This window comes from Methylomonas sp. MED-D (assembly GCF_050276835.1).
In the GTDB taxonomy this organism is placed as follows: Bacteria; Pseudomonadota; Gammaproteobacteria; order Methylococcales; family Methylomonadaceae; genus Methylomonas; species Methylomonas koyamae_A.
Genome location: NZ_CP189965.1, coordinates 2,078,462 through 2,092,919, shown reverse-complemented (window position 1 = coordinate 2,092,919; position 14,458 = coordinate 2,078,462). Strand labels below are relative to the sequence as shown.

The 14,458-nt window shown below is 55.5% G+C and carries 10 protein-coding genes; 8 read left to right on the top strand and 2 right to left on the bottom strand.

Features of this window, described 5'->3' with window-relative positions; translation table 11 throughout:
* The first annotated feature begins 48 nt into the window (after positions 1–48).
* From ACQE3E_RS09275 to ACQE3E_RS09260, 4 genes are all read left to right on the top strand, one after another.
* Positions 49–1,548 (top strand): DUF4118 domain-containing protein, encoded by a 1,500-nt coding sequence (locus ACQE3E_RS09275; RefSeq protein ID WP_313728271.1) that lies wholly within the window; start codon positions 49–51, stop codon positions 1,546–1,548.
* Entirely contained in the window at positions 1,545–2,252 is a 708-nt protein-coding gene (locus ACQE3E_RS09270) for a response regulator (protein ID WP_064031345.1), read from the top strand. The genes ACQE3E_RS09275 and ACQE3E_RS09270 overlap by 4 nt, the downstream gene beginning before the upstream one ends.
* A gap of 193 nt (positions 2,253–2,445) precedes the next feature.
* The gene (locus ACQE3E_RS09265; RefSeq protein WP_071159649.1) at positions 2,446–4,323 is read left to right on the top strand and encodes a potassium transporter Kup; all 1,878 of its coding nucleotides are present in this window, start codon (positions 2,446–2,448) and stop codon (positions 4,321–4,323) included.
* 179 nt (positions 4,324–4,502) lie between these two features.
* Entirely contained in the window at positions 4,503–4,982 is a 480-nt protein-coding gene (locus tag ACQE3E_RS09260) for a cupin domain-containing protein (RefSeq protein ID WP_313728272.1), read from the top strand.
* Between the two features lie 16 nt (positions 4,983–4,998).
* Here ACQE3E_RS09260 and ACQE3E_RS09255 read toward each other — a convergent pair whose 3' ends face one another.
* Complete coding sequence (locus ACQE3E_RS09255; RefSeq protein ID WP_281022962.1) at positions 4,999–6,426, bottom strand: sigma-54-dependent transcriptional regulator; 1,428 nt, start codon at positions 6,424–6,426, stop codon at positions 4,999–5,001.
* Between the two features lie 506 nt (positions 6,427–6,932).
* Between ACQE3E_RS09255 and ACQE3E_RS09250 the strand changes: the two genes are divergently transcribed.
* Entirely contained in the window at positions 6,933–7,298 is a 366-nt protein-coding gene (locus ACQE3E_RS09250; protein ID WP_313728273.1) for a hypothetical protein, read from the top strand.
* A gap of 281 nt (positions 7,299–7,579) precedes the next feature.
* On the opposite strand, the gene ACQE3E_RS09245 is transcribed toward ACQE3E_RS09250, so the two are convergent.
* Entirely contained in the window at positions 7,580–7,759 is a 180-nt protein-coding gene (locus ACQE3E_RS09245; RefSeq protein ID WP_281022960.1) for a hypothetical protein, read from the bottom strand.
* Between the two features lie 559 nt (positions 7,760–8,318).
* Between ACQE3E_RS09245 and ACQE3E_RS09240 the strand changes: the two genes are divergently transcribed.
* Genes ACQE3E_RS09240 through ACQE3E_RS09230 form a run of 3 tightly spaced genes read left to right on the top strand, consistent with a single transcriptional unit; the run spans position 8,319 to position 14,028 of the window.
* Entirely contained in the window at positions 8,319–9,404 is a 1,086-nt protein-coding gene (locus tag ACQE3E_RS09240) for an efflux RND transporter periplasmic adaptor subunit (protein ID WP_313728275.1), read from the top strand.
* A gap of 21 nt (positions 9,405–9,425) precedes the next feature.
* Complete coding sequence (locus ACQE3E_RS09235) at positions 9,426–12,602, top strand: efflux RND transporter permease subunit (protein ID WP_427501541.1); 3,177 nt, start codon at positions 9,426–9,428, stop codon at positions 12,600–12,602.
* The gene (locus tag ACQE3E_RS09230) at positions 12,589–14,028 is read left to right on the top strand and encodes a TolC family protein (RefSeq protein WP_427501540.1); all 1,440 of its coding nucleotides are present in this window, start codon (positions 12,589–12,591) and stop codon (positions 14,026–14,028) included. Before ACQE3E_RS09235 ends, ACQE3E_RS09230 begins: the two co-directional genes overlap by 14 nt.
* Positions 14,029–14,458: the final 430 nt, after the last annotated feature.

Below are 14,458 nucleotides of genomic sequence, written 5' to 3'. Positions count from 1 at the left end.
CGAACTCCGTAGGCTTAAACCCAACCCGGCAGGTACCGCAAGCTATCGATGAATCGCAACCCGCTCGCCGCCCCACATCAATCCCGCCAACGCCTGACCGGCTACGCTTGGGGCGTCGCCGCGCCCTTGCTGTGTACCGCGTTGGCCTGGCCGCTACGTCATCTGCTCGGCGAGGCCAGCATTCTGATGACCTATCTGCTGGGCGTGTTTCTGGTCGCCAGTCGCTATGGCCGCAACGCCTCTTTGCTCGCATCGCTGATCAGCGCGCCAATGTTTGCATTTTATTTCGCACGGCCGATTTTTTCGTTCGCGATTTCCGATCTGGAAAACGCGGTCGGCTTGGCGGTCATGGTCGTGGTCGCCAACCTCACCAGTAAATTGCAGAATCAAGCCCGAAAGCAGACCGAACTGGCCCGGCAACGGGAAGCCCGCAGCGACGCCTTGTATCGACTCAGCCGGGATTTGGCCGGCGTCGAGAACGGCGAACGGGTGACCGAACTCGCCGAGCGCCATATCCTCCAAGTCTTCGGCACGGTTTGCAGGCTGGTGGCGGCCGCCGATCTGGACCAACTCCCACGTCGCCTCGCGGACGAACTCGACCCGGCGGCCGCGACGCTGGCCTTTCGGGACAATCGGACGGTCACCACCGCCGCGGCCCGCTATTTTCCGTTATGCGGCTCGGAATCGCGGCAAGGCGTCCTAATACTGAAGCGGGCCGATTCGGATAGTCGCGAAGCGGACACCTTTCTTGAGACGTTTTGCAATCTGATCGCGCTGAATCTGGAACGCCTGCAATTCGCCGGCCAAGCGCGGGAAGCCCGCTTGCAAGCCGAAGCCGAAGGCCTGCGCAATGCCTTGCTCAGTTCGATCTCTCACGACTTGCGTACCCCGCTGACGCGTATTGTCGGCGCGGTCGGCGCGCTGATCGACCATCGCGACCGTCTGAGCGTCGCCGACCGCGACGACTGCCAGAAAACGATACTCGACGAAGCCCGGCGCATGTCGGATTTGACCGGCAAGTTGTTGGACATGGCCCGGCTGAATTGCGGCGAATGGGTCCTGCACCGGGAATGGAATGCGATCGAGGAACTGGTCGGCAGTGCGCTGCATCGGCTCGACAGCGGTTTGCAAGGGCGTCCGGTACGCACCCGGATTCCCGACGACTTGCCGCTGATGCGAATCGACGCCGTACTGATGGAGCAAGTGTTAGTCAACCTGATCGAAAATGCGATCAAACACACGCCGCCCGGTACGCCGGTCGATTTATCCGCCGAACGCGCCGAAGGCGGCATCCGCTTGTGTGTCGCGGACTATGGCCCCGGCATTCCCGGCGGCCTGGAGAACAAGATTTTCGAGAAATTTTTCCGGGGCGCCCACGAAACCCAGCACACTGGAGTCGGTCTTGGACTGGCCCTGTGCCGCACCATCGTCGAGGCCCACGGCGGGCGGATTCGGGCCGAAAATCAGCCAGGTAAGGGCGCGGTGTTCGTCATCGATTTGCCGCAACCCGAACAAGCACTCCCGACCGCGCTCGAGGAACTAGTATGAACGAGTCGGCCCCACGCATTCTGTTGATTGAAGACGACGCCCAAACTCGTAGATTTCTGAAGACCAGTCTGCAAAATCGCGGCTGGCGCATCGCCGAGGCCGATTGTGGCAAGACCGGGCTGACGTTGGCCGGCCAAGCCGATCTGGTGATACTCGATCTGGGACTGCCGGATATGGACGGCATCGCCGTAACCCGCCGCTTGCGCCAACTGTCGGACCAGCCCATCCTGATCCTGTCGGCTCGTAGCCAGGAACACAATAAAATCGCCGCGTTGGACGCCGGCGCCGATGATTATTTGACCAAACCGTTCGGTAGCGGCGAATTGCATGCCCGCCTGCAAGCCTTGCTGCGAAGGATCGCGCGCGGCTCGGCGACTCAAGAGCTTTTCGAGACGGGGGAACTGCAAGTGGATATGGCGCGGCGCCGGGTCTGTATGCGCGGCAGCGAGGTTAGGGTGACGCCGATAGAATTCCGCTTGCTAAGCTTGTTGATCCGCCACGCCGATCTGGTGGTCACCCATCGCCAATTGTTGCAGGAAGTCTGGGGCGGCGAGCATGTCCATGACCAGCATTATTTGAGAATCTACATGGGGCAATTACGCCGTAAACTGGAAGTCAATCCGGCCCGACCGCGCTATTTACTGACCGAAGTCGGCGTCGGCTATCGCCTGGTTTGCGAAGAAGCGGCCGGCGAACAGGAGTAGGCTCGATGGAATCCGACCGCGTAGACAAGCTGTGTCGCCGACGATTCGACAGGACGGAATTGGAGCCAGCTAGTAGCCCAGTCTGCGATTTTTTACGTCATTTTTATGCGCGATTCATTATAGTGGCCGGCGTTTTGCCTTTAGCAGGCGCACCCCAATTTCCGCCCGCCCCAGCCTTTTGCCCGGATACTTCATGTCAGCAAACCCCAACCCGTCGCAACTGAAAACCTTGACACTCAGCGCCATCGGCGTGGTTTTCGGCGATATCGGCACCAGCCCGCTGTACGCGGTCAAGGAAGTGTTCCATGCCGGTCTATCGACCGATACCGCGCATGTGCATGGCGCGCTGTCATTGATCTTTTGGTCGCTGGCGCTAGTGGTCACCACCAAATACGCGATTTTCATCATGCGCGCAGACAACGACGGCGAAGGCGGCATCATGGCCCTGCTGGCACTGGCGCTGAAGACCGCTAAACAGGATCCGCGCAAGGCCGGCTTCATCATCACCACCGGCTTGATCGGCGCGGTGTTGTTTTACGGCGACAGCATCATTACCCCGGCGATTTCGGTGCTCAGCGCGGTCGAGGGCCTGCAGATCGTCGCGCCCAAACTGGAGCATTACGTACTGCCGATTACCCTAGCGGTGCTGACGGCGCTGTTTTTGGTGCAAGCCAAGGGTACCGAACACGTCGGCCGGCTATTCGCTCCGGTCATGTGCGTCTGGTTTGTCAGCTTGGCCGCCTTGGGTATCGTCAACATCGCCAGCCATCCGCAAATCCTCGGTGCGATTAATCCCTACCACGGCGTAGCGCTGCTCAGCGAGCTTGGTTGGCGGGGTTTCGTCGTAATGGGATCGGTCGTGCTGGTCATCACCGGCGCCGAAGCCTTGTATGCCGATATGGGGCATTTCGGCTTAAAACCGATTCGGTTCGCCTGGTTTGGTTTCGTCTTTCCGGCATTGTTACTGAACTACTTCGGACAAGGCGCGCTACTACTGGAAAATCCCGCCGCCGTGGAAAATCCGTTTTATCTGATGGCACCGAATTGGGCGCTGTACCCGCTGCTGTTGCTATCGACGCTGGCGACTGTCATCGCTTCGCAGGCCGTGATTTCCGGCGCGTTTTCGCTGACCCGCCAAGCGATACAACTGGGCTACACGCCGCGAATGCGGATTTTGCACACCTCCGGCGACGAGATGGGTCAAATCTATATCCCGGCGGTCAACTGGTTGCTGATGGCGGCGGTATTCGTGCTGGTACTGGAATTTCGCTCCTCCTCGGCGCTGGCCTCGGCCTACGGCCTGGCGGTGACCGGCACGATGATTACCACGACGATACTGGCCTTCATCGTCATCAAAGAGTTGTGGCGTTGGAACGAAGCCACCAGCATCGGTTTCCTGTCGCTGTTTTTAAGTTTCGACGTGTTGTTCTTTCTAGCCAACAGCATCAAGATTCCGGAAGGCGGCTGGTTGCCGCTGACAGTCGGCGCGGCGCTGTTCGTCATCATCGTCACCTGGATCCAAGGCCGACAGTTACTGGCCCGGCACATGGACGAAAAACGGGTGATGTTCGAGGAATTGGAAAACCGACTGCAAACCCGCAAACTGAAAACCGTACCCGGCACCGCGATCTATCTGGCAAAAACCCTGCACGGCGTACCGCTGGTCCTGCTGCACAATCTGGAACACAACCACATCTTGCACGAGCAAATGATCGTTCTGACCATCGTCACCAAGGACGTTCCTTACGTAGACGAGGCTCAACGCATCAAAATCCGACTATTCGGGGAAAACAACAGTTTCTACCGGGTCAAAATGTATTTCGGTTTCCAAGAGGAACAAGATGTGCGCCGGGCCTTGCAACTCTGCGCCCGCGAGGGTTTGATCATTGATCAGAAACATGCGTCGTTCTTCATCGCCAGCGAAAAACTCTCGTTCCGCCGCCGCTGCCCGATGCCCAAATGGCAACGCCCGCTGTTCCGCTTTTTATTCCATAACGCCTCCAGCGCGATCGAATATTTCAAGATTCCGGTCGATCGCGTCATCGAACTGGGGATACGGATCGAGTTATAAACTCGCGGCGACAACGGCGGCCGCGGGCGAGGCGATCGGACCATTTTTTCGGCGACTCGTCGCATGACGAGCGAAATTCTGAAAGACGCCGCCGCCAAGTTCTTATTCGGTTCGCCGCCGTGGGTTTCGAATTTCCGGCCATACTTTCGCGAACCATTTAATTCTAGGACCTTACAACCATGACCGGCCAAAAACCTATCGCCATCTTCGCCGAGGACGTGCCGCCTCGAGTCCGTCGCTCGCTCTATCCGGAACCCTTCGCATCGCTAATGGCCGGCCGGGAAAAACGGGCCTTGGGCGATGCGTTCGGCCTGGTCAATTTCGGCGTCAATCTGACCCGTTTGGCGCCCGGCGCCCGCTCGGCCTTGCGGCATTCCCACGCCGAACAGGACGAATTCGTTTACATCTTGTCGGGCGAAGCAAGCTTGGTCACCGATCAAGGCGAGACCCGGCTATGCGCCGGCATGTGTGCCGGCTTCCCGGCCGGCGACGGCGACGCCCATCATTTACTCAACCGCACCGATGCCGACGTGGTTTACCTGGAAATCGGCGACCGCGCCCCCGGAGATACGGTTATATATCCCGACGACGACCTGCAGGCGCGGTTGGACGCAGCCGGCCAATGGCAGTTTTTACACAAGGACGGCCGCCCGTATTGAGTCTCCGCCGCTCAACTTAACGGAGCTTGTATTTCTCGATCCGGTAGCGAATTTTTTCGCGGGTGGTTTTCAGGATACGGGCGGCTTCCATGACGTTGCCGTGGCAAAGGTCCAGCATGTTGCGGACGATTTCGCTCTCCATATCCTCCAAGCCCATGCTGCCGTCGGTCGGAAACTGCAGTTCCAGGCGCGCGACGAGGCCGTCGGCGGCAGAGACATTCGAAACGCAAGCCGGACGCACCGACTCCTGCGCAATCGCCGCGACGCCGTTATCCTCGTTCGGCAACCATTGTTCCGGCAACTGCTGGGACGACGATAAAATCACGCTACGCTCCAACACATTTCTCAGCTCCCGCACGTTGCCCGGCCATCGATAACGCTTCAACAATTGCCAGGCGCGCGGCGATACTTGGCTGACCCGCTTGCCGGCCAGTAAATTGAATTCAGCGATCAAGGCCGGCACCAAATCGTCCAAGTCGCCAATGCGCTCGCACAAGCTGGGCAAGCGCAGTTCGAACACACTCAACCGGTAATACAGGTCGGAACGAAACCCGCCGTTTTTGACTTCATCCTGTAAATTCCGGTTGGTAGCGGCGATAACGCGGATGTCCACGTCGATTTCCTTCTCTCCGCCCAGGCGGCGCAACTTGCGATCCTCCAGCACTTTCAGTAATTTGGCCTGCAGATCCAAGGGCATTTCGCCGATTTCATCCAGAAACAGAGTGCCGCGATGCGCTTGTTCGATCAGCCCGCGATGGCGGGCCTTGGCGCCGGTGAAGGCGCCGGCTTCGTGGCCGAACAATTCCGACTCGAGCAGATCCTTCGGCAAGGCCGCGCAGTTGAGTTCGACCAGCGGCTCCTTGGCCCGCTCGCTGTTGTAATGCAGAATCCTGGCCGCCAAGCCCTTGCCGGTGCCGGTCTCGCCAGTCAGAATCAGCGCACTGTAGGGCACTTGGCTAAGCTGGCGCAGCATGTCGCCGGTCTGGCGGGTGACCGGGCTGTTGCCGAGAAAAGTTTCAGGCGCGTAGCGTTTGCCGGCGTTGACCGAGTCGGTCAGAATCCGCCGCTGGGCCTTGGCACTACGCAACGCGCTGCGCACCACCATGTCCAGTTGCTCCTGCAGACAGGGCTTGATCAAAAAATCGAAAGCGCCCAGACGCAAGGCCCGTACCGAATCCGGCACGTCGCCGTAACCGGTCAGAAACACCCATTCGCTATCCGACAAGTTACCGCGGGTTTCTTCCAACAAGTCCAAGCCGCTGCCGTCCGGCAGACTGAGGTCGGACAAGATTAGCGACGGCCGCAAATCCGGATTGCTGAGTATCTCCCTGGCCTGAGCGCAGTCGGCCGCCAGCAGGGTCTCGAACCCCATACGGGCGTAATAGCGCTGCAGCTCGCTACCTAACAAGGCTTCGTCTTCGATGATCAGGATACTGTCGTTCATAAGTTGGCGAAAGGCGGTGGTGGGCGAGTGAAACCGTCACCCATTGCGGCGGCCGAAACGCGACTGTTGGTTCTTAGTCGTGGCGGCATGCGGATATCAACTTTTTATGCAAGATCGACGCCTATGCTCAACGGAACGTCCAGTTAGCCGTCCGGTCGCCGCACCAAGGTCTTAGCCCATCGAGGTTTGGGGAAAATCACCGTTTAATTTGGTTGAAAATCACCAACGCAACCACGGGTGGCATGATAGCCGGTATCGGATTTTGCCGTCGGCAATACTTAGGCCGACTCGAATACCGCGCCAAACCCACGACTCCGGGCGAATCGCCAGTGTTCCGCGCTCGCGGAATAAGTCGCGAGGCAACGCCATCGGTCCGAAACAAAAACGGGCACGAAGTTTTCATGGAAAATAACCATCAATACCGTACCGACGAAACCAGCCCGTCGAACTCCTATTTTATGGCGACGGCGACGTCGTCAACCACATCTTAGCCCGAGGAAAATCGCATGCCCAGATCCCCCAACCGCCATCTGTTATTCGCAACCCTGCTACTTGGGCTATTACTTGCCAGCTTGATCTATGCGTTTCATCCAGAAGTTGGCGGATTCAACCTGACCATCAACGGCCAACCCGTGGCGTCGCCCTTGTTTCGCCTGGCGGCAATCCCCACCCTGTTGGCGGTGTTCGCGCTATTCGGGATACTGGCCGTATTGGCACTAGTTGGCGTCGGGATGATGCTGTTTTTCGCCTCCCTCGGATTTGCCCTTCTCGGTGTTTTCCTGATCGTTCCGTATTCGTGGCCACTATTGCTGTTATTCGGCTTGTTGTTCGTGGGATTGGTGTCTAGCGGCAATCCCAAAGACAAGGATTAACCGGAGCTGGGCGAGCAAGGTCGAGGTTTGAAAAGTAAGGCGGGACTTGTTGGAGCGGATTGCCTAGCGGCACACAATTTCGGTCGGGAGCAACAGTCTTAGCTGACTTAAGCTTGGCTCACGCCGCACCGACCGTTCATGACTAGAAAATGATGTTGCGCAAACGTTAGCTTTTGGTTGCCTTCGCAAATGCAACATCGACTCGCGCGTTAGCGGCCTGGCCGACACCTCTTCCCCGGCGATGCCGGGGAATTGCTTATGCGGAGAGATTAAAGCACCGATTACTCGTCTTGCTCTCCAACCAAAGGCGGCTCGCTGGCGTCGCCATCCACACTGACTTCAAAGGCGGCCGGTTTAATACTCTGTAACGGATCGACGCTGGCATTCACCGAAAACGGCATAGCGGAAATCAATATCGCTGCCGTGCATTGGGCTATTTCGTGTACGTAATTTTTCATCATTCATTCCTCAAGTTCACTTGAAAACGAGCCGTTTGACAGATAACAGTCGGGCTCCAAACCCTTACAGCGATATCCATGCCAGCAATTCCTTCCACCGAAGTGGAGAGCGTCGGTGGTCGCGCCTACTCGTTGAAAACAAAGGAAATCCAGCTCGCTGTTTTGGCTAAACGTTAACGCTGCCGCGTGAATTACGAGCCTGAAATAAAGCGACCTTCTCGGCTCACCGCTCATATCGAATTTTAAAGTGGGGAATATTCCCCACGTTGTGGATTTGCACCGGGGAATATTCCCCAACTCACCCCTCGCCCGCATAACCCACTGATATTAAGCCAAAAAAAACTGGCACTTTGCTTGCTTTACCGTAACTAACGCAATTCGCGCATTTTTGCGCGACGTTCGCCGAATCATTCATAAGCGGTCGCAATTTAGGGAAAACTGGAAACCAAAATATTAACTCAATCGTTACACCCAATACCAAGCTATTCGCTATTGGATTTAATGCAACTCACCATAAAACCGAAGTCAACAGCGATTGCGGAGCTTCGCATAGAGAAAACCGATGATTATTAAAACACGTGCTTATCTTAGCTTAATTATAATTCTATTATCCGGCTGCCAAACAACCGAAACGGAAACTCACGAAGCGCCTCCCAAACTGGAAGCCACCACACCCTTATGGGAAGACACCGAGGTAACCAAGGAATATGTCTGCCAGATTCACGCGTTTCGGCATATTGAAGTGCGTGCGCTGGAACGGGGGTATTTGCAGAATATTTTCGTCGACGAAGGCCAGTTAGTCCATCAAGGTCAGCCGATGTTCAAAATCATGCCTAACATCTATCAAGCCGAATTACTAAAGTCTCAGGCCGAAGCGAATACGATGAATATCGAATACCTAAACACCAAGGGTTTAGCGGATCAAAAAATTGTGTCGCCAAACGAACTAGCATTGGCCAAGGCCAAGCTGGATAAGGCTAACGCCGAGGTCAAACTCGCCGAAACTCATTTAGGCTTCACCAGTATCAATGCGCCGTTTGAAGGCATCATGGACCATTTGAATGTCAGGACTGGCAGTTTGGTGGAGGAAGGCGCCTTATTAACCACGCTATCGGACATTAGTAAATTGTGGGTGTATTTCAACGTACCTGAAAGCGAATATCTTGATTTCAAATCTCAAAAAGCCGATGAGGCAATCACCAAAGTTAAATTAAGAATGGCTAACGGTAGGGTTTATAATACGGATGGCACCATAGAAACTATTGAGGCGGATTTCGATAATACTGCCGGCAATATCGAATTCCGCGCCACATTCGCCAATCCCGATAAATTGCTCCGTCATGGCGAAACCGGCACGATACTGATGAAAAAACCGTACAAGCATGCGCTATTGATTCCGCAAAAAGCCACCTTCGAAATTCTCGATAAAACCTATGTCTATGTTGTGAAAGACGACGGAAAACTAGAACAAAGACTCGTAAAAATCGGGGCCGAACTGCCCTATTTGTTCATTATCAAAGAGGGCTTGAAAGACGGCGATAAAATCCTACTGGAAGGCTTAAGAAAAGTCCACGCGGGCGATAAAGTGGACATCGATTTATTGCCGCCTGAAAAGGTTCGCTCTGAATTAAAACTCTATACCGAATAATCCTTTGAGCAGAGATTAACTATGTTCAGTATCTTTATTAAAAGACCGGTCATGGCGATCGTATTGTCGCTTAGTTTCCTGTTCATGGGATTCTTGGCAATCCGCACCCTGCCCGTTTCGCAATTTCCGGATATCGCGCCGCCGCGAGTGACAATATCCCTATCCTTCCCCGGCTCCAGCGCCGACGTATTGGTTAAATCCTCGTTGATCACCATCGAACGGGCGATCAACGGCGTGCCAGGCATGAAATACATCGTCTCCGACGCCACTAGCGCCGGCGAAGCCACGATTCAAGTGTTATTCGAGTTAGGCGTGGACCCGAATATCGCGATGGTCAACGTCAAAACCCGGGTCGATCAGGTGATGAGCCGTTTGCCGAATCTGGTACGGCTGGAAGGCGTGGTGGTCAACTTCGTCCAGCCCAGCATGCTGATGTACGTCAACCTGTACAGCAAGGATAAGAATGCCGACCAGAAATTCCTGTTCAACTACGCCTACGTCAACGTGATACCGGAAATCCAGCGCATCTACGGTATCGCCCAAGCGCAGATTTTGGGCGCCCGCCAATACGCGATGCGCATTTGGTTAAATCCGGACCGGATGCGCGCCTATAGCGTTTCGACCGAAGAAGTGATGGATGCGATCTCCAAGCAAAGCATCATCGGCCGTCCCGGCCGGATCGGCCAGAGCACCGGGATGGCGGCGCAATCCAAGGAATACGTGTTGATTTACCAAGGCTGGTACAACACGCCGGAACAGTACGCGGACATTATCATTCGCGCCAATTCGGAAGGCGAAATCTTGCGCTTGAAGGACGTCGCCAAAGTCGATTTAGACAGCGAGTTTTACAACATTTATTCGGACAAGGATTCCTTCCCCTCGGCGTCGATTGTGTTGAAGCAAAACTACGGCACCAATGCCACCAAAGTCATCGAAGACGTCAAGGCCAAACTGGAGGAACTGAAAAAGTCCTTCCCGGAAGGCATGGATTACGAGATCAACTACGACGTGTCGCGCTTCGTCGAAGCCTCGATTCACAAGGTCTTGCACACCTTGGGCGAAGCCTTCGTGTTAGTGACTTTGGTGGTATTCCTGTTCCTCGGCGACTGGCGCTCGACCTTGATTCCGATTCTGGCGGTGCCGGTATCGCTGATCGGCTCGTTTGCGGTGATGTCGGCCTTCGGTTTGTCGATCAACTTGATCACCCTATTCGCGTTGGTGTTGGCGATTGGCGTCGTCGTTGACGATGCCATCGTCGTGGTCGAGGCGGTACACGCCAAAATGGAAGCCGAACACTTAAGCCCCTATGCCGCGTCTCGGCAGGTCTTGGGCGAAATCGGCGGAGCCATCGTCGCCATCACCTTGGTGATGGTCTCGGTATTCGTGCCTATCGCCTTTATGAACGGCCCGGTCGGCGTGTTTTACCGGCAGTTTTCGATTGCGATGGCTTCGTCCATCATTATCTCCGCCGTCGTCGCCTTGTCCTTGGCGCCGGTGTTGTGCGCGATGATCTTGAAAAACACCCACGGCCAACCCAAGCGCCGGACGCCGATTACCCTGTTCATCGACGGCTTCAACTATCTGTTCGAAAAAGTTACCGGCCGCTACGTCAAGTTGCTGGACGTCGTGGTTACCCGCCGCATCGTCACTGTGGTGGTGTTGGCTGCATTCTCCTTCGGCATCTTCACTGTGGATAAAACCTTGCCGGCCGGCTTCATACCCGGCGAAGACCAAGGCATGATCTACGCGATCATTCAAACTCCGCCCGGCTCGACTATCGAAGTCACCAACAAAGTGGCACGACAACTGGAAGAAGTCGCCGAAAAAATCGACGGCGTGCAGTCGGTATCGTCGTTGGCCGGCTACGAGGTTTTGACCGAGGGCCGCGGTTCCAACGCCGGCACCTGCATCATCAATCTAAAGGATTGGACCCAGCGCAAGGTGTCGGTGGAGGACGTAATTCGCCAGCTAGAGGAAAAAACCCACGACTTCGGCGCGGTGATCGAGTTCTTCCAACCACCCGCTGTACCGGGCTACGGCGCGGCATCGGGTTTGGCCTTCCGCTTGTTGGATAAGACCACCGGCACCGATTACTTCCAATTCGACAAACTCAATCAGGAGTTCATGGCCGCGTTGCGCAAGCGCCCGGAATTGACCGGCTTGTTCACCTTTTATGCCGCCAACTACCCGCAATACGAGTTGAAAATCGACAACAAATTGGCGATGCAAAAAGGCGTGAATATCGATAAGGCCATGGAAAACCTGGACATCATGATCGGCAGTACCTACGAACAAGGCTTCATCCGCTTCAACAACTTTTTCAAAGTCTATGTGCAAGCCTTGCCGGAGTTTCGCCGCTTCCCGACCGACGTCTTGAACTATTACGTCAAAAACGACGCCGGCGAAATGGTGCCCTACTCGGCCTTTATGACCGTGCAGCCACAGCAAGGCCCGAACGAACTGACCCGCTACAACCTCTACAACTCGGCGGCGATCCGCGCCGAACCGGCGCCCGGCTATACCTCTGGCGACGCGATCAAAGCCATCAAGGAAGTGGCCAAGGCGACTTTGCCCCAAGGCTTCGATGTAGCCTGGGAGGGTTTGTCCTTCGACGAAGCGGCGCGCGGCAACGAGGCGCTGGTGATTTTCGTCGTGGTCCTGGTGTTTGTGTATTTGGTGTTGGCGGCCCAATACGAAAGTTTTGTGTTGCCGTTGGTCGTGATCTGTTCGTTGCCGGCCGGCATCTTCGGCTCGTTCTTACTGCTGAAAACCATGGGCTTGGCCAACGACGTGTATTCCCAAGTCGGTTTGGTGATGTTGGTCGGCTTGCTCGGTAAGAACGCGGTATTGATCGTCGAATACGCGGTGCAACGCCAGGAACAAGGCTTGTCGGTCCGCGAAGCGGCGATAGAAGGCGCTAAGGCCCGGTTCCGGCCGATTCTGATGACCTCGTTTGCCTTCATCGCCGGCCTGGTCCCGCTAGCCTTCGCCACCGGCGCCGGCGCGGTCGGCAACCGTACTATCGGTACCTCGGCGTTGGGCGGCATGTTGTTCGGCACCGTGTTCGGCGTGGTGCTGATCCCAGGCTTGTATTACATCTTCGCCAAACTGATCGAAGGCAAACGCATGATCAAAGACGAAGACGTCAATCCGTTCACCGAAACCTATCATTACGGTACCCAAGATGCTGACGAATAAAACCCATGTTTTGCTAGTAACGGCTTTGGCGATGGCTGTGTTGCAAGCCTGCGGCATTCCGGACATGACCAAGAAAGCCGCGGATACGCAGTTACCCGAGCAATTCAAACCCGGCGTAAACGACCGGACCAGTGCCGCGAGCGTGAAATGGCAAGAGTTCTTCGACGATCCGCAGCTGCGCAGCTTGATCGATACCGCCGTTGCCAATAACAAGGAAATCAACATCATGGCGCAACGGATCAGCATCGCCGAGAACGAAATCCAAGCGCGTAAAGGGGAATATATGCCCTTCGTCAAACTCGGCGCGTCGGCGGGCGGCGACAAGACCGCGCAATACACCCGCAACGGCGCCGTCGAGGACAGTCTGAATATCGCCAAGGGCCAACCGTTTCCGGCCTTTCTCGGCGATTACCAATTCGGCCTGTTCTCGACTTGGGAAATCGACATCTGGAAAAAGCTCCGGAACGCCACCCAAGTGGCAGTCTACGATTACATGGCATCCGGCGAAGGCCGAAATTTCTTGGTAACCAACTTGGTCGCCGAGGTGGCGCATGCCTATTACGAATTGATAGCCTTGGACAACCAGCTGGAAAACTTACGGCAAAACATCGCGATTCAGCAAAACGGCTTGCAAGTGGTCAGACAATTGCAAACCTTCGCCAGAACCACGACACTGGCCGTCAAGCGTTACGAAGCCGAAGTCGCAAAAAACCAGGCCCGCCAATACGAGATCGAGCAGCAGATTACCGTGGTCGAGAATCGGATCAATACGCTGCTGGGAAGAACGCCGCAACCGATAGCCCGCGCGTCGAGCGGCTTTATGGATATTAAACCCAAAGCCTTGAGTGTCGGCCTGCCATCCGAGTTATTGCAAAACCGGCCCGACATTCGCAAGGCCGAGTTGGAATTAAAAGCCGCCGACTTGAACATCGACGTCGCCAGGGCCAATTTCTATCCATCCTTCGGCATCAAGGCCGGCATCGGCTTTCAGGCGTTTGCGTTGAAATACCTAATCAATACGCCGGAATCGTTGGCGGCGATGGTGGCCGGCGAACTGGTCGCCCCGCTGGTCAACAAAAACGCGATCACCGCCGAATACAAAAACGCCAACGCCAAGCAAGTGCAGGCGGCCTACGAATACGAACAAAGCATCATTACTGCTTACGCCGAAGTGGCCAATCAAATATCCAATATCGACAACCTGGACAAAAACTACCAGCTAAAACGCCAGCAAGTGGACTCGTTGGTCAAATCGATTGAAGTCGCCAACCAATTATTTATCTCGGCAAGAGCGGATTATTTGGAGGTTTTATTGACCCAGCGCGACGCGCTGGAAGCCAAGAAAGAATTGATCGAAACCAAACAAAAACAAATCAGCGCGATGGTGGATTTGTATAAGGCTTTGGGTGGCGGCTGGCAAAATTAGAATTTCAGAATATTGGCCTTTACTCGGTGTTCTTTAATATCGAAACGGTATCAAGCGGGTTCAGTGCCGGCGAGCGAGTTCAAAACGAGCCGTCAGCCCGACACTCAGATCAGACGAGCTCCCAGCGACGAATCCTCCGTACCCATTGATTTTCGGTTGTGCATCAGCATGGAATGCACTCCGCGCCTACCGCCCGTGAGCCATCGGCTGCAGAAACCCCTGCCGATCCGGCAGGTGATAAACCGACGTTGAAGGCCAATATCCAAAGCGGGGCAGTGTGCAATTGAAAAAAGTCGTCAAATTCTATTGCCGACGCGGAAACGACAGCTGATCGGAACTGTTCGCGAAGCAACGTCTCGCCTGTAAGTTACCCGCCTATAATAGATGCCGTTGCCCTCGACAGCCCTTGAATTGCTTGGTGCTGACGAGG